Origin of the sequence: Burkholderia sp. 22088 (assembly GCF_052045915.1) — a bacterium.
Lineage (GTDB): Bacteria > Pseudomonadota > Gammaproteobacteria > Burkholderiales > Burkholderiaceae > Burkholderia > Burkholderia cepacia.
Genome location: NZ_JBQEPY010000003.1, coordinates 75,013 through 90,458 on the forward strand (window position 1 = coordinate 75,013; position 15,446 = coordinate 90,458).

General features: G+C 65.1%; 13 protein-coding genes. 5 read left to right on the forward strand and 8 right to left on the reverse strand.

The features are described from left to right. Window positions 1–22: 22 nt before the first annotated feature. The 4 genes from fdhE to fdnG all read right to left on the reverse strand — a co-directional run bounded on the left by fdhE (window position 23) and on the right by fdnG (window position 5,686). Window positions 23–958, reverse strand: a complete 936-nt coding sequence (gene fdhE, locus ACTJLD_RS06185) for a formate dehydrogenase accessory protein FdhE (RefSeq protein WP_440658327.1) — start codon at window positions 956–958, stop codon at window positions 23–25. Between the two features lie 108 nt (window positions 959–1,066). After that, window positions 1,067–1,693 (reverse strand): formate dehydrogenase subunit gamma, encoded by a 627-nt coding sequence (locus ACTJLD_RS06190; RefSeq protein WP_021162866.1) that lies wholly within the window; start codon window positions 1,691–1,693, stop codon window positions 1,067–1,069. Beyond that, window positions 1,690–2,604: a formate dehydrogenase subunit beta gene (gene fdxH / locus ACTJLD_RS06195; protein ID WP_060286045.1), complete on the reverse strand. Its 915-nt coding sequence runs from the start codon at window positions 2,602–2,604 to the stop codon at window positions 1,690–1,692. The genes ACTJLD_RS06190 and fdxH overlap by 4 nt, the downstream gene beginning before the upstream one ends. Window positions 2,605–2,614: 10 nt before the next feature. Further along, on the reverse strand, window positions 2,615–5,686 hold the full coding sequence (gene fdnG, locus ACTJLD_RS06200) for a formate dehydrogenase-N subunit alpha (protein WP_146252636.1): 3,072 nt from the start codon (window positions 5,684–5,686) through the stop codon (window positions 2,615–2,617). Window positions 5,687–5,828: 142 nt separating this feature from the next. Between fdnG and ACTJLD_RS06205 the strand changes: the two genes are divergently transcribed. The 3 genes from ACTJLD_RS06205 to ACTJLD_RS06215 all read left to right on the forward strand — a co-directional run bounded on the left by ACTJLD_RS06205 (window position 5,829) and on the right by ACTJLD_RS06215 (window position 9,196). Further along, entirely contained in the window at window positions 5,829–6,761 is a 933-nt protein-coding gene (locus ACTJLD_RS06205; protein WP_060208051.1) for a YihY/virulence factor BrkB family protein, read from the forward strand. A gap of 404 nt (window positions 6,762–7,165) precedes the next feature. Further along, entirely contained in the window at window positions 7,166–8,329 is a 1,164-nt protein-coding gene (locus tag ACTJLD_RS06210; protein WP_027791162.1) for a porin, read from the forward strand. A 393-nt stretch (window positions 8,330–8,722) separates the two neighbouring features. Then, on the forward strand, window positions 8,723–9,196 hold the full coding sequence (locus tag ACTJLD_RS06215; RefSeq protein WP_027791161.1) for a VOC family protein: 474 nt from the start codon (window positions 8,723–8,725) through the stop codon (window positions 9,194–9,196). A gap of 128 nt (window positions 9,197–9,324) precedes the next feature. Here the strand turns inward: ACTJLD_RS06215 and ACTJLD_RS06220 are convergent, their stop codons facing one another. Both ACTJLD_RS06220 and ACTJLD_RS06225 read right to left on the reverse strand, forming a co-directional pair. Further along, the gene (locus tag ACTJLD_RS06220; RefSeq protein ID WP_440658330.1) at window positions 9,325–10,137 is read right to left on the reverse strand and encodes an AadA family aminoglycoside 3''-O-nucleotidyltransferase; all 813 of its coding nucleotides are present in this window, start codon (window positions 10,135–10,137) and stop codon (window positions 9,325–9,327) included. A gap of 281 nt (window positions 10,138–10,418) precedes the next feature. After that, window positions 10,419–10,868, reverse strand: coding sequence for an HU family DNA-binding protein (locus ACTJLD_RS06225; protein ID WP_011355701.1), 450 nt, complete (start codon window positions 10,866–10,868; stop codon window positions 10,419–10,421). A gap of 257 nt (window positions 10,869–11,125) precedes the next feature. Between ACTJLD_RS06225 and ACTJLD_RS06230 the strand changes: the two genes are divergently transcribed. Beyond that, the gene (locus ACTJLD_RS06230; protein ID WP_060373012.1) at window positions 11,126–12,244 is read left to right on the forward strand and encodes an acyltransferase family protein; all 1,119 of its coding nucleotides are present in this window, start codon (window positions 11,126–11,128) and stop codon (window positions 12,242–12,244) included. Between the two features lie 399 nt (window positions 12,245–12,643). On the opposite strand, the gene galU is transcribed toward ACTJLD_RS06230, so the two are convergent. Both galU and ACTJLD_RS06240 read right to left on the reverse strand, forming a co-directional pair. Then, window positions 12,644–13,531 carry a UTP--glucose-1-phosphate uridylyltransferase GalU gene (gene galU / locus ACTJLD_RS06235; protein ID WP_021162860.1) on the reverse strand — a complete coding sequence of 296 codons (888 nt, stop codon included), beginning with the start codon at window positions 13,529–13,531 and terminating at the stop codon, window positions 12,644–12,646. Window positions 13,532–13,761: 230 nt separating this feature from the next. After that, window positions 13,762–13,905, reverse strand: a complete 144-nt coding sequence (locus ACTJLD_RS06240; protein ID WP_006479318.1) for a hypothetical protein — start codon at window positions 13,903–13,905, stop codon at window positions 13,762–13,764. Between the two features lie 217 nt (window positions 13,906–14,122). Here ACTJLD_RS06240 and ACTJLD_RS06245 point away from each other — a divergent pair, with 217 nt between their 5' ends. After that, window positions 14,123–15,298 carry an acyltransferase family protein gene (locus ACTJLD_RS06245; RefSeq protein ID WP_059694032.1) on the forward strand — a complete coding sequence of 392 codons (1,176 nt, stop codon included), beginning with the start codon at window positions 14,123–14,125 and terminating at the stop codon, window positions 15,296–15,298. The last annotated feature ends 148 nt before the right edge of the window (window positions 15,299–15,446 follow it).

The following is a 15,446-nucleotide window of genomic DNA, read 5'->3' on the forward strand; positions in this document are numbered from 1 at the left end:
CGCGCCGCCCCGGCCGATGTCGTCAATCCGCTTCCCGCGCGACGTCCGGCCACAGCAGCGGGTTCGGCGAACTGCGCTGGTAACCGGCCTCGTTCATCAGCAGGTCGAGCGTAAGGCTCGCGAGATCGTCCGCCAGCGGCTCGAACTCATAGTCCTTGTCCTGATAACCGATCTTGCGATAGGTCTTGCACTCGTCGCACGATTCGGCCTTGACGGCTTCGCTGCCGCCCTCGATCCCGTGATACGCGATGCCTTTCGTCGAATCGCAGTGCGAGCACTTCGTGCGCACCATGTGCCACTCGGTCGTGCACAGCCCGCACTGCAGGAAACGGTAGCCCTGGTACTGCCCGCCGACCCGCACGACGCTCGCGACCGGGTGCGTGCCGCACACGGGGCACAGCCCCGGCTGGTCGAGATACGGGACGTCGGCTGGCGCAACGCAGCTTGCGAGATCCGTCCAGACGACCTGCAGCGCGGCCATCAGGAACGGCGCGGTGGCCGGATCGACTTCGGCGAAGCGCAGTGCGAGGATCGCGTCGGCCTGCGCGTCGAGTTCGGCGGGCGCCATCAGGCGCAGCCGGTCGAGCAGCTTCGCGAGCTGCGGGTTGACGAGCCCGGCGCCTTCGACGCGGTCGAGCAGTTCGTACAGCACGGCACGCCATTGCGGGTTGCGCTCGCCGTCAAGCGCCGGTATGAGCGGCATCGAATGCTGCTGCGCGAGCGCGAGCGCTTCCTTCGACGGCAGCGGCAGTTCCAGCGTCTGCAGCGTCGCGTGCTGCGCATCGGCGACGGTGGCCATCAGCCGCAGATAGCCGCTGATCGGGTTCAGGTCGGCCAGCTTGCGCAGCCGCGCGGCGCGCGCCGAGAACGCGGTGGCGCGCTCCGGCAGGCGAAAGCGCGGGATGGCCGAATGATCGAGTGTCGAGATCTCGGTCGGTTCGAGGATGCGTTGTGTCACAAAAATGTCTTCCAAATAAACAAGCGCCGACGCATCGGCGCTTTCGGGCGATTCCGGCGGTTGGCGGAACGGCCCGCCGCAACTGGCGAGCCGCCCCGCTCCGGTGCGTTATTTCACGCTTTCACGGAACCACTTCGGGTGATGCTTGCGAGCCCAGCCCAGCGTGACGGTGCCGCGCACCATCGCGCCGATCGAGCCCTTCACCCACAACGCCGCGTAAATGTGCACGATGATGCTCGCGATCAGCACGAAGGCCGCCACGGCATGCACGACAGCGGCCGCGCGGATCACCCCGATCGGGAAGTAGAACGAGAAGTAACGCCGCCAGATCACGACTCCCGACAGCAGGAGCAGCAACAGGCACGCCACCAGCGTGAAGAATAGCAGCTTCTGCCCGGCGTTATAGCGCCCGACGGGCGGCAGCTTGTCTTCCTGGTTGGTCAGCACGTCGCCGATTTGCTTCAGCCATTGGCGATCGTCCGCATCGAGCGCATTGTGGTGCCAGAAGCGCACGACCAGGATCGCGAACGACACGAACATCACGAGGCCGACGAACGGGTGCAGGATCCGCGTCCACTGGCCGCCGCCGAACAGCGCGGTCAGCCAGAACATCGACGGATGAAACAGCGCGAGCCCGGACAACGCGAGCAGCACGAACGTGATCGCGGTGATCCAGTGGTTCGTGCGCTCGTTCGGCGTGTAGCGGACGATCAGGTTGGGGTCGTCGTGGTTCATTTCGCGTCCTCCTTGATGCGTCGCGCCTCGTCGCGCGCGGCCGATTCTTCCTCGTCGCTCACCTCGTTCGGACCGACCCGGACGTAGTGGAAGAACCCGGCGAGCGCGGTCAGCGCGATGCCGGCCACCGCGAGCGGTTTCGCAATGCCCTTCCACAGCTTCACCATCGGGCTGATCGACGGGTTGTCGGGCAGCCCGTGGTACAGCGACGGTTTATCGGCATGGTGCAGCACGTACATCACGTGCGTGCCGCCCACGCCCTGCGGGTCGTACAGCCCCGCATGCTCGAAGCCGCGCTCCTTCAGGTCCTCGATCCGCTCGGCCGCGTGCTGCTTCATGTCCTCCTTGGTGCCGAACACGATCGCGCCCGTCGGGCAGGTCTTCACGCAGGCCGGTTCCTGGCCGACCGCGACGCGGTCGGAACAGAGCGTGCACTTGTACGCGCGATGATCCTTCTTCGAGATCCGCGGAACGTTGAACGGGCAGCCGGTCACGCAATAGCCGCAACCGATGCAGTTCTCCTCGTGGAAATCGACGATCCCGTTGTTGTACTGCACGATCGCGCCCGGCGACGGGCACGCCTTCAGGCAGCCCGGATCCTCGCAGTGCATGCAGCCGTCCTTGCGGATCAGCCACTCGAGGTCGCCCGCCGGGTTCTCGTATTCGGCGAACCGCATCACCGTCCACGAGTGCTCGGAGAGATCGGCCGGGTTGTCGTACACGCCGACGTTGGTGCCGACTTCGTCGCGCAGGTCGTTCCACTCCATGCACGCCGTCTGGCATGCCTTGCAGCCGATGCACTTCGATACGTCGATCAGCTTCGCGACGCTCCCGGTCACCGGTTCGCGCACCGTGGGCGGTGGCGTCGTGGTGGCCGAGACGCGCTTGATATCCAGCGATTGCAATGCCATCTCTTTCCCCTTACGCCTTTTCGACCTTCACCAGGAACGACTTGAATTCCGGTGTATAGGAGTTGCCGTCACCCACGGACGGAGTCAGGGTATTCGCGAGATAGCCGGGCTTCGTCAGACCCTTGAAGCCCCAGTGCAACGGGACACCGACCGTCTGGACCTTCTTGCCGTCGACCATCAGCGGCTTGATCCGCTTCGTGACGAGGGCGACCGCGATGATGTAGCCGCGCTTGGACGACACCTTCACGCGTTCGCCATGCGCGACGCCGACTTCCTTCGCGAGGTCTTCGCCGATCTCGACGAATTGCTCGGGCTGGATGATCGCGTTCAGCCGCGCATGCTTGGTCCAGTAGTGGAAATGCTCGGTCAGCCGGTACGTGGTCGCCGCGTGCGGGAACTCCGGTGCCTGGCCGAACGACGCCCGATCGTCCGGGAACACGCGGGCGGCCGGGTTGTTCAGCGCCAGCGGGTTGTTCGGGTGCAGCGGGTTCGTGCCGATCGGCGTTTCGAACGGCTCGTAGTGCTCGGGGAACGGGCCTTCGTTCATCCCCGCACGCGCGAAGAAGCGCGCGACACCTTCCGGATTCATGATGAACGGCCCCATCCCGTTTTCGGGTGGCTCGTCCGCCTTGAAATCGGGGATGTCGGCGCCCTTCCACGCGCTGCCGTTCCAGCCGATCAGCTTGCGGGTCGGGTCGAACGGCTTGCCGCTCACGTCGCACGATGCGCGGTTGTACAGGATCCGCCGGTTCGCCGGCCAGGCCCACGCCCAGTTCAGCGTCTGGCCGATGCCGGTCGGATCGGAGTTGTCGCGCCGGCCCATCTGGTTGCCGGCCTGCGTCCAGGCTCCGCAGAAGATCCAGCAGCCGCTCGCGGTCGTCCCGTCGTCCTTCAGTTGCGCGAACGCGGCCAGCTGCTCGCCCTTCTTCACGAGCGTCTTGGCCGGATCCTTCGGATCGGGCAGATCGGCGAGCGCACGGCCGTTGAACTCCATCGCGAGCTCTTCGGGCGTCGGGCTTTCCGGGTTCGCGTACGGCCAGGTCAGGTTGACGATCGGGTCCGGATACTTGCCGCCGTCCGTCTGGTACATCTTGCGCATGCGCAGGAACAGCCCCGACATGATCTCGAGGTCGCTACGCGCTTCGCCCGGCGGCTCCGCGCCCTTCCAGTGCCATTGCAGCACGCGGCTCGAACTCACGAGCGAACCGTTTTCCTCCGCAAAACACGTGGTGGGCAGGCGGAACACCTCGGTCTGGATCTTCGACGCGTCGACGTCGTTGTAGTCGCCGTGATGCTTCCAGAACTCGGACGTCTCGGTCGCGAGCGGATCCATGATCACGAGCCACTTCAGCTTCGCGAGCCCTGCCGCCGTCTTCACCTTCGACGGCGCCGCCGCGAGCGGGTTGAAGCCCTGGCAGATGTAGCCGTTCATCTTGCCGGCATTCATCAGCTCGATCGCCTGCAGCAGGTCGTACTGCTTGTCCAGCTTCGGCAGGTAGTCGTAAGCCCAGTTGTTCTCGGCGGTCGCCGCGTCGCCCCACCAGGACTTCATGAAGCTGACGTGGAAGGCCTTGTAGTTCTTCCAGTAGCTCAACTGGTTCGGCCGCAGCGGCTGCTGCACGCGCTTCTTGATGTAGCCGTCGAAATCCTGCTCGGCCTGCATCGGCAGCGTCATGTAGCCCGGCAGCAGGTTCGACATCAGCCCGAGGTCGGTCAACCCCTGGATGTTCGAGTGGCCGCGCAGCGCGTTCATCCCGCCGCCGGCGATGCCGATGTTGCCGAGCAGCAGCTGCACCATCGCGCCGGTGCGGATGATCTGCGCGCCGATCGAGTGGTGCGTCCAGCCGAGCGCGTACAGCACCGTGCCGGCGCGGCCGGGAACGGCGGTGGTCGCGAGCATCTCGCACACCTTCAGGAACTTCTCCTTCGGCGTGCCGCAGACCTGCTGGACCATGTCCTGCGTATAGCGCGCGTAGTGCTGCTTCAGCAGGTTGTACACGCAACGCGGGTGCTGCAGCGTCGGGTCGACCTTCACGAAGCCGTCGTCGCCGCGCTCGTAGTCCCAGCTCGATTTGTCCGGGTATGCGTGTTTCTCGGCGTCGTAGCCGGAATAGATGCCGTCGTTGAACGCGAAATCCTCGCGCACGATGAACGAGAAGTCCGTGTAGTTCTTCACGTACTCATGCTGGATCTTGTCGTTCGTCAGCAGATAGTTGATCACACCGCCCAGGAAGACGATGTCGGTGCCGGTGCGGATCGGCGCGTAGTAGTCGGCCACCGAGGCCGTACGCGTAAAGCGCGGGTCGACGACGATCAGCCGCGCCTTGCGGTGCGCCTTCGCCTCCGTTACCCACTTGAAACCGCACGGATGGGCCTCGGCTGCATTGCCGCCCATCACGAGAATCACGTCCGCGTTCTTGATGTCGACCCAATGGTTCGTCATCGCTCCACGGCCAAACGTCGGGGCAAGACCTGCCACCGTCGGGCCATGTCAGACACGCGCCTGATTGTCGAATGCGAGCATCCCGAGACTGCGGACCGTCTTGTGCGTCAGGTAGCCGACCTCGTTGCTGCCCGCCGACGCGGCCAGCATGCCGGTCGTCAGCCAGCGGTTGACCTTCGCACCGTCCTCCGTCGTCTCGACGAAGTTCGCGTCGCGGTCGGCCTTCATCAGCTTCGCGATCCGGTCGAGCGCGTCGTTCCACGAGATCGGTTCCCACTTGTCCGAGCCGGGCGCGCGATACTCGGGGTGCGTCAGGCGGTTCGGGCTGTGGATGAAGTCGATCAGGCTCGCGCCCTTCGGGCACAGCGTGCCGCGATTGACGGGATGGTCGGGATCGCCTTCGATGTGGATGATGCTCGGCTGCGCGTTCTTCGCGCCGTCTCCGAGGCTGTACATCAGGATGCCGCAACCCACTGAACAGTATGGACAGGTGTTGCGCGTTTCGACGGTGCGCGCCAGCTTGTACTGTCGGACTTCGGCGAGCGCTTCGGACGGAGAGAAGCCCATCAGGGCTAGACTCGATCCGGCAAGCGACGTAGCCGTCACCTTCAGGAACTGGCGCCGGGACATTTGGAGCATGGCTGGTCTCGGCGTTATTGTGGGGGTGAGGAAACTGAAAGGAATTATAGACAGTTCGCGCAACTATGTTCGAATCTTCGGATCAATACTGAATTGTCTGATTACCAACGATGACCCGCGTTCCGCGCGCCACCGAACCGTCATGAAACGACAGATCACCTCCGAAGCCACCCGTCTCGCGCAACAACAGGCCAACTGGGCCCTCACGGCGTTCAAGCGCTTCTCGGCCGACCGTTGCTCCGCGATGGCCGCGGGCATTGCATTCTTCTCCGCGTTCTCGCTCGCGCCGATGCTCGTGATGGTGATTGCCGTGGCCGGCTGGTTCTACGGCGACGACGCCGCGCGCGGCCAGGTCTTCGAACAGGCGCACCAGCTGATCGGCGACGACGCGGCGGCCAGCATCCAGACGATCGTGCAGAACGCGCACCGCGCGGGCGAGCGCGGCGGCCTCGCGACCCTGATCTCGTTCGCCGCGCTGGCCATCGGCGCGTCGGCCACCTTCGCGTCGCTCAGCGCCGCGCTCAGCGTGATCTGGCCGGCCACCGAGAACCGCTGGTCGAGCATGCTCGGGCTCGTGCGCGTGCGGCTGATCTCGTTCGGGCTCGTGCTCGGCGTCGCGTTCCTGCTGATCGTGTCGCTCGTGCTCGACACCGCGATCACGTTCGTCGGCACCTGGCTGCTGGGCAATTCGCCGTACGTGGTCGTCACGAACCTCGTGCAGTTCTTCGTCGGCATCGCCGTGCTCGCGGCCGCGTTCGCATCGCTGATGAAGTTCCTGCCCGATGCGCGCGTCGCGTGGCGCGACGCCGCGATCGGCGGCATCGTGTCCGCGATCCTGTTCTCGGGCGGCAAGAAACTGTTCGCGCTGTACCTCGCACACGCGGGCACCGCCAGTGCATTCGGCGCGGCCGGATCGTTCGCGGTCCTGCTGATGTGGCTGTACTTCTCCGCGATCGTGCTGCTGCTCGGCGCGGAATTCGCGGCGGCCCGCGGCAACGCGCATCGTCTCGCCGATACCGCACCAGCCGCGTCCGCTCAAGCCGACCGGCCCGTCGATCGCATGCGCGACGACTGATTCACGCTGTTAGCAACGTCGCGGCGCGCCCCAGCACACCCGTCTGCCTTCCTGCAACCACCCCAGTCCGCCGCGCATTCGCGCGACGTTGATAAGTCCTTTGCATGCCCCGGCTTCGTTGCCGCAACCGCAAACGTTTGCAAGCATCCATTTCTGCCCGCCAACGGGCCAAAACAGGCTGCCGACCGCAATGTGCGTCGACTTTTGAAACAATCGCGCCGCAGCAAATGTCAACTATTTCAAAAATGGGAACAGTCGTTGATGTGCTTGATATATATGGACTTTTTCGCGCTGTTACCTTTTCGAGACACTTTATTTTTTAGGCTTTCTTGCGTCTATGGCACTGAGCTATTCTCCAATCCGCAACAAATAACGATGAATCACTTGCGTGGAGAAACTCAACGATGAAGAAACTTGCTCTCTCGACCCTCTCGCTCGCGCTGCTGGGCGCCGCCGGCGCTGCTCAGGCACAGTCGAGCGTGACGCTGTACGGCGTGATCGACACGTCGATCACCTATGTTCACGGTAACGCAGGTCAAGGCAACAATTCGTGGTCGATGGGTAGCGGCAACCTGCAAGGCAGCCGTTTCGGCCTGAAGGGTTCCGAAGACCTCGGTGGCGGCCTGAAGGCGATCTTCCAGTTGGAAAACGGCTTCAACTCGGCATCGGGTGCACTGGGCCAGGGTGGCCGCATGTTCGGCCGCCAGGCATTCGTCGGCCTGCAGAGCGACCAGTACGGTACGGTCACGCTGGGCCGCCAATATGACCCGCTCGTCGACCTGGTCCAGGCAGTCACGGCAGACAACTACTTCGGCAGCGTGTTCGCCACGCCGGGCGACGTCGACAACAACGACAACAGCCTGCGCGTCAGCAACGCAGTGAAGTACACGTCGCCGGTCTGGGCAGGCCTGCAAGTCGAAGCGATGTACGCATTCGGCGGTGTTGCAGGTTCGACCGGCAAGGGCCAGACGTGGGCAGCAGCAGCAGCGTACAACAACGGCCCGCTCGGCCTGGCTGCCGGCTACTTCCACGCAAACAACGCATCGGCACTCAGCGCCAGCGGCACGCGTAGCGGCTGGGCCGGCTCGTCGGACGCGATCTTCGACGGCGATTCGGGCACGACCTTCATCAACAACGCGTTCACGTCGTCGACGTCGATCGGCATCGCGCAAGTGGCCGGCCAGTACGCATTCGGCCCGGTGACGGTCGGCGCCGGTTACAGCAACGCGCAATACAAGGCGGACGGCAACTCGGCGTTCGGCACGAACCAGAAGTACAACACGGGTCGCGCGTTCGTCACGTATCAGGCATCGGCACCGCTGCTGCTCGGCCTCGGCTACATCTACACGAAGGGCAACGGCGACAACAACGGCAAGTACCATCAGGTTTCGCTGGGCGCCGATTACTCGCTGTCGAAGCGCACGGACATCTACCTGGTTGGTGCGTATCAACACGCAAGCGGCAAGAACGCGGACGGCACCGATGCGCAAGCGTCGATCGGCTCGTACGGTATCGCCGGCAAGAGCTCGCAAGAGCTGGTCGCACTCGGCCTGCGCCACAAGTTCTAAAAACGACGTACCCGGCGTGCACGGCGTCTCCGACGCCCTGCCGCCGAACTGGAAAGCCAGCCCCGGTTTCAGCCGTGGCTGGCTTTTTTTTCGTCCGTCGCCGGCTGGCCCGCACGGCCTGCACGGGCCGATGGCCGATGTCCGGGTACCCGACATTCGTCACCCGGCCGGCAGCGGCGCCTGACGGCCGCAATGCGTCGGAAACGCGGTTTCCTGATGCCAGGCTCGCTCGCCACAGGTGCGCCGGACGACTACCATCCGCACTGTCGGTGCCACGGCCCCGGAGCGACGGCCGTTCGCCCCGGCGTGTCGATTTCGACGGCCTTCATCCGTCGTACAGAGGCCGGCACGCGATTTGCGCCCCGGCCAATCCATACAGACAGGAGATTCGTCATGACGATTCAGAAGATCACGCCTTTCCTCTGGTACTCGACGGAAGCCGAAGAAGCAGCGGCCTTCTACGCAGGCATCTTTCCGGATTCGCGCATCGTGCGCGTCACGGCGGTGCCCGGCACCGACGGCACGCGAATGGTCGAGTTCGAGCTGTTCGGGCAACCGTTCTTCGCGATGAGCCACCCGCGCACCGACACGTTCAACCACGCGATCTCGCTGCTGGTCAGCTGCGCCGACCAGGCGGAACTCGACCGCTACTGGAACGCCCTGCTCGACAACGGCGGCACGGCCGACGCCTGCGGCTGGCTGCGAGACCGCTACGGCGTCTCGTGGCAAATCGTTCCGGAAGCGCTGATCCCGATGATGTCCGACCGCGACACCGTCAAGGCCACGCGCGTGGCCGCCGCGATGATGCAGATGGTCAAGCTCGACGACGCCGTGCTGAAGGCCGCCTTTGCCGGTACGGCCGGCTGACGATGCACATCGCATAAGCGCGTGCGAATGATGCGCCGGGTCGCCGGGCAGGCGTCCGGCTCGACTGCAAACGCGTGCGACAGCGTCGCAAACACCCGTGATCCTCGTCGGTCCCGCCCGCAAGCCGGCTACGTTCGCGGCATCGGCGGCGACGTCGACAGCATCGATTCGACCGTTCGCCGCGCGTAGCCGATGAATGCGGCGAGGGGTTCGCCCGACAGGATCGCCGTGGCTTCCTCGTCGCCGAGATAGGCGGCGCGCGCCGCCGCTACAACCGGACGGTACGTTTCCGGCAGACGCTCCAGCGCCCATGTCGCGGCGACGTCCTTGGGCGCGATCCTGCCGGTCGCGGCGCTGTACCAGATGCGCGCGAGCGCGAGCACCACGTTGCACTCATCGCCGCGCCAACTCGGTTCGGCATGCCACTGCGCGACGGTCGCCAGCAGCGCGGCGACAAAATCCCCCTCAGGCACCGGCTCGAGCAACGCAGCAGCCGGCGGGCCGGCCAGCGCGACACTGTGCTGTCGCACCTTCGTCAACAGGATCGCCAGATCGTGATCGACGAGCGCCGGCTCGACGATGCCGGCTTCGAGATCGTGACGCAGCCACTCGCCGAACTGCAGTTCGCGCCGCGCCGGATGACGCCACGGCACGATTTCGTCGTGCGCGACGACGGTCACTTCCAGTGCGCGCATGCCGCCTGCGCGGCCGGGCGGCGCCGACACGGCGAGCAGGCCGAGCATCAGCGCACGCCGCGTCGGCTCGTCGGGCCGGGCCGACACCGTCGCCAGCAGGTCGATGTCGCTGCGCGGTTTCAGTCCGCCGTCGAGCGCCGAGCCGAACAGGTGGATCGCGTTCAGCGCCGCGCCGAGATGCCGCTCGATCGTGTCGCATGCGGCGGCGACCTGCGCCGCGATTTCGTCGGGAATGGTTTCAGTCACGATGCGCGTGTCTCGCGATGCGTGCGCAACAGGCGCATCCGGCGCGGCGAGCGCGAGCCCCCGTGAGTGGATCGCCGTTCGTCATGGCGCATACGCGACACGTCGTCCGGCGTGCATCACGCGTCGAACCGGACTTTCGGCCATTTCGCTTCTGCACTTCTGCACTTCTTCGCGGCCGCGCGCTTTGCGCAGCGCAATAAAAATCCCCGCACGCTTTCGCGTACGGGGATCGTCGGACTTCGCAACGGCTGCCGAATGCATTCGGCAGCCGCCGCGCGGCATTACGCTGCCGCGTCCTTCAGCTTCTTCAGCGCACGTGCCTTCACGCGCACGCTGGCCGGCTTCGCCGGGAACCAACGCTCTTCGCCCGTGAACGGATCCTTGCCGAAGCGCTTCTTCTTCGCCGGCACGACTTGTGCCGTGATCTTCAGCAGACCCGGCAGCGTGAACTCGCCCGCGCCCTTCTTGTGGACCGAGCCGAGCACGACGTTCTCGAGTGCGACGAGCACTGCCTTGACCGCCTTCACTTCGACAGCTGCGCGCTCAGCGATGTGCGTTGCGAGCGATGCCTTCGTGAACTTGTCCTTCAGCGGCGTCGGAGCGGCCGGTGCCGCCTTCGCGACGACCTTCTTTGCCACTACTTTCTTCGCGGGCGCAGCCTTTTTGGCAGCCACTTTCTTGGTGGCGGGTGCGGCAGCCTTCTTGGCCACCTTTTTTGCGGAAGTCGCCATGTTTCTCCTACCAGGTGTGGTCGTTGGATACACGAAGCGTGCAACGCGCGCGCTTCAACGCCGGATTCTACAAGCGCCGTGACGCTTCGTGGAGTACTTTTGTGCGTTTTCGCGGGGTTTCCCGCAGGTTTTTTTGCATGCGGGCGATTTCGTCGACGCTCCAGCATCAGAAAACGCCTTCACGTATGCATCCGAACGCGAATTACGTTCGATATTTGCGCACCTATACTGGGCGCGCTCAATGCCCGGATGCCTCCATGCGCGAAGCCCGATACGTCAAAGGACTCGACGGCCTGCGAGCCCTCGCCGTCATCCTCGTTTTCCTGTCCCACAAAGGCCACGTCCTTGCCGTCGACGTCGGCAAGCTTGGCGTGTGGACGTTTTTCCTCATCAGCGGATTCCTGATCGTCGGCGAGCTGCACCGCAATCGCCAGGCGGTCGAATGCGGCACCATGACGCGCCGCCATGCGCTCGCGCTGTTCCTCGCGAAGCGCGCGCTGCGGATCTTTCCCGTCTATTACCTGCTGCTCGCCGCGCTCGCGATCGCGCACGCGCTGTTCTACCAGCGCGGCGTCAATCTCGGGCTCGCGTGGCACGCGGTGTTCCTGTCGAATTACTGGATCGGCGTCGTGAAGGACGGCTGGCCGGGCTCCACGTCGCACTTCTGGAGCCTCGCGGTTGAACAGCAGTTCTATCTGATCGCGCCGCTCGCGCTGCTCGCGGTGCCGGCCGCGCGACACGTCGCGCTCGGCATCGCGGCCGTCGCGCTGTGCGCGCTCGCGCATCTCGCGCTCTACCTGTGCGACGCGTCGCCGGTGCTGATCTACGCATTTTCCCCGTGGAATTTCGCGCTGATCGCACTCGGCGGCGTCGGCGCGATGGCGCTCGCCGGACGCGGCGCGGCCGCCGTGCGCCGCGTGCCGCCCGGCTGGCTCGGCGCGGCAGGCGTCGTGTTCTTCCTCGTGCTGCCCGCATGCACGGCACTCCCCGACGCGATCGCGGGGCTCGCGGATCTCGGCCTGTCCGCGTCGCTCGGCGCGCTGCTGCTGTGGATCGTCAGCGAACCCGAGCATCCGGTCGTGGCGCTGCTCGACTGGGCGCCGCTCGTCTATCTCGGCACGATCAGCTACGGCTTCTACCTGTTCCACAACCTGATTCCGACGCGCTTCGGCGTGCTGCCCGCGCACTTCGCGCACGGGGCAATACCGGAAATCGTCCGCGAAACGCTGCCCGAGATGCTGCAGTTCGCGCTCGCCGTGCTGCTCGCGCACCTGTCCTGGCGCTACCTCGAAAAGCGGCTGCTCGACTTCAAGAAGCCGGTCGCCGCGATGCTGGCCCGGCGGTTCGTCGCACAGCCGGGCACGTCGGCACGTTGAACGCCGCACCGATGCGGATACGATCGAACGGGAAAACCGCGATTCGGGCCACACCCGGAAGCTGACACCCGGCCAGCGTGGCGTGGCGCCCCGTCAGCGACCGGCACCGGCAGCACCGCTGCGGCACCGAACATCGACGTGCAGCGCGCAATCGAATCGCGACAGAGGCCGCCCGGTCACCCGTCGCGGCACCGGTTTCAGGCGTGACGCCCATGCTTGCCGGGGCGCCCGGCTCCGCACGCGGCAACGCTCGCACGGCAAACCCGCCACCGCACTCACCTCGACGGTGCGCACCAGAATCACGCATCCGCTCGCCCGTATACGCAAAAAAGCCCCGGCGCGCGAGCGGCCGGGGCCAACGGAACAACCACCACCTGAAACAACGGAGCGCGAGGCTGCTTAAGCGACAGCAGCCAGCGCGGGCAAGCAGGTACGCAGGTAGGCCTCGAATTCGCGGCTCACTTCCGGATGCTGGAGCGCGAGCTCGACGGTGGCCTTGAGATAGCCGATCTTGCTGCCGCAGTCGAAGCGCGTACCGTAGTAGCGATACGCGAGCACCTGCTCGTTCGCGAGCAGCGACTGGACCGCGTCGGTCAGCTGCAGCTCGCCGCCGGCGCCCGGCTTGAGCTTGCGCAGGTGATCGAAAATCGTCGGCATGAACACGTAGCGGCCGACCACGCCGAGATTCGACGGCGCATCCTCGGGCGCGGGCTTCTCGATGATGCCCGACAGCTTGATGATGTCCTCTTCCCATTCGCGGCCTTCGACGACGCCGTACGAACGGCTGTCGTCGCGCGCGATCGTCTCGACTCCGATCACCGAGCTGTGATAGTGGTCGAACACGTCGACGAGCTGCTTCAGCACCGGCTGTTCGCCGTGCAGCAGGTCGTCGGCGAGAATCACCGCGAACGGCTCGCCGTGCACCAGCTTCTCCGCGCACAGCACCGCGTGGCCGAGGCCGAGCGCTTCCGGCTGGCGCACGTAGAAGCAGTTGACGTGGCTCGGCTTGATGCCGCGCACGAGTTCGAGCAGCTTTTCCTTGCCGCGCGCCTCGAGCTCGGCCTCGATCTCGTACGACTTGTCGAAGTGATCCTCGATCGCGCGCTTGCTGCGCCCGGTGACGAAGATCATCTCGGTGATACCGGCGTTGATCGCTTCCTCGACCGCGTACTGGATCAGCGGCTTGTCGACGACGGGCAGCATTTCCTTCGGGCTCGCCTTCGTTGCCGGGAGGAACCGCGTGCCGAGACCGGCAACGGGGAACACGGCCTTGGTGACTTTCAACATGTTCGCATCCTGATTGCGTTGACTGCGCCGCGTCGACCAGCGACCCGGCGCGATTGTGTTCCGAACGGCATATCGAGAATCGACGGTACTGCCAATTCGACTCCGCTCATTATCGATATGGACTGATTGCCCAATGATTCCGGAAAAAATATAATCCTTTCAACCCGGTCGATATTGCCGAACCGAGTGCCGAGGCAGAAACAAATTACCGATTTTCCAGATACAAATTCTTACGATTCGAATTCCTCGATATAGGGCACGCCGCCCCGTTCGAGCCCCGGGCGAATCGGTTCGTTCTTCAGCGCCTCGCGGTACGCCGACAGCACGGCCATGACCAGCAGTACTGCAGCGCTCGCGATCCAATGCATGTCCATCTTGCCGCTCCTTGCATCAATCAACTGGAGCTTCAAACTATCAGAAAAAAATCGGTAAATAATTGACCCACCTCGCGGAACCGCTTTCTGAACGCGATAAAACCATGATGTGGAATACCGATATTTCCCGGTGAGATTTTTTTATTCATTGATCGAATTCTTGCGCATTACGATTGGATGAAACTTCCCGTCAATCCGTCGCAAGGAATCGAATCGCATGCAAGCTTTCAGCGGATCGTCTCTGACCGCGCCGCCCGTCGCCGACCACAAGGAACACGTGATCGACGCGATGCGCGGTTTCGCGGCGCTGCTCGTCGCCTATTTCCACTGCCGGCAGGTCGTCTGGGTCGGCATGCAGAGCTTCCATCACGCTTACGGCCATGCGCTCACCCCGGGCGCGATCGCCGGCTACCTGACCTTTCCGTTCGCGTGGGGCTCCGCCGGCGTGCCGATCTTCTTCGTGATCAGCGGCTACTGCATCCACCGCAACGCGGCGCTCAAGCTCGCGGCCGATCCCGCGTACCGGCTCGATGCGCCGAACTTCTGGATGCGCCGGTTCGCGCGCATCTATCCGGTGCTGCTCGCCGCGCTGCTGTTCACGCTCGCGCTCGACTCGGTCAGCCTGCAGATCGAGCCCGTCAGCCACAAGATCCGCGACGTCGGCCTCGTCGCGTTCCTCGTGAACCTGTTCTCGCTGCAGGGCGTCGCCGGCTACACGTACGGGTCGAACGGCGCGCTGTGGACGCTGTCGCTCGAAGTGCAGTTCTACGCGATCTACCCGCTGCTGTTCGCGGTACGCCGGCGCATCGGCATGCCGGCGGTCGTGGCCGCGGTCGCGCTCGTCAACGTCGCGTCGGCGTGGCTGCTCGAACGGCACGACCTGCAGTTCTTCACGTCGTACTGGCTGTCCTGGACGATCGGCGCGTGGATCGCCGACGTGCGCGCACAGTCGCCGCGCGACGCGGCCGCCGTGCCGTCGCGCGCGTGGTACGGCGCGGCCGCCGTGCTGCTGGCCGCCGGCTGCGGCGCGTTCCATTTCGGCCAGTACGGCGCGTTCCAGCTCTGGTCGGCCGGCTTCGCGTGCTTCCTGTACCGCGCGCTCGCCCGCCCGCCGCGCACGACGCCGCCGTTGCGCGTGCTGAGCTGGTTCGGCGACTTCAGCTATTCGCTGTACCTGATTCACCTGCCGCTGTTCGTCTGCCTCGGCTCGGTGCTGTTCCATTCCGAACTGCAGTTGTCGATCTGGCCGTCGTTCGCGTTCATGGCCGCCGCGATCCCGGTCGCGTACCTGTTCTACCGGATGTTCGAACGGCCCGCGATGACGTGGTCGGCCAGCTTCAAGCCGTCCCGCCCCGCCCGCGTCGTCGCGCCGGCGCCCGAACGGGCCGCCTGATCCGGCCGGCCCGGGTTCCCGAGCCCCCGCGCGGCACCCCGCCGCGCGGGGGCTTTATCGTGGGCTGAGCGCGTCGGCACGCTGGGTTGACCGGATGGGCAGGCCTCCGACGGCGGACCGCGCCACGACCCGCCTGGGCCGTCCTCGG

What these genes read in the sequence shown, in the direction of transcription:
- ACTJLD_RS06240 (WP_006479318.1), bottom strand. Translation starts at nt 13,905, where the DNA reads ATGGACATGCATTGGATCGCGAGCGCTGCAGTACTGCTGGTCATGGCC.
- ACTJLD_RS06190 (WP_021162866.1), bottom strand. Translation starts at nt 1,693, where the DNA reads ATGAACCACGACGACCCCAACCTGATCGTCCGCTACACGCCGAACGAG.
- ACTJLD_RS06215 (WP_027791161.1), top strand. Translation starts at nt 8,723, where the DNA reads ATGACGATTCAGAAGATCACGCCTTTCCTCTGGTACTCGACGGAAGCC.
- galU (WP_021162860.1), bottom strand. Translation starts at nt 13,531, where the DNA reads ATGTTGAAAGTCACCAAGGCCGTGTTCCCCGTTGCCGGTCTCGGCACG.
- ACTJLD_RS06230 (WP_060373012.1), top strand. Translation starts at nt 11,126, where the DNA reads ATGCGCGAAGCCCGATACGTCAAAGGACTCGACGGCCTGCGAGCCCTC.
- ACTJLD_RS06210 (WP_027791162.1), top strand. Translation starts at nt 7,166, where the DNA reads ATGAAGAAACTTGCTCTCTCGACCCTCTCGCTCGCGCTGCTGGGCGCC.
- ACTJLD_RS06245 (WP_059694032.1), top strand. Translation starts at nt 14,123, where the DNA reads ATGCAAGCTTTCAGCGGATCGTCTCTGACCGCGCCGCCCGTCGCCGAC.
- fdxH (WP_060286045.1), bottom strand. Translation starts at nt 2,604, where the DNA reads ATGGCATTGCAATCGCTGGATATCAAGCGCGTCTCGGCCACCACGACG.
- ACTJLD_RS06225 (WP_011355701.1), bottom strand. Translation starts at nt 10,868, where the DNA reads ATGGCGACTTCCGCAAAAAAGGTGGCCAAGAAGGCTGCCGCACCCGCC.
- ACTJLD_RS06205 (WP_060208051.1), top strand. Translation starts at nt 5,829, where the DNA reads ATGAAACGACAGATCACCTCCGAAGCCACCCGTCTCGCGCAACAACAG.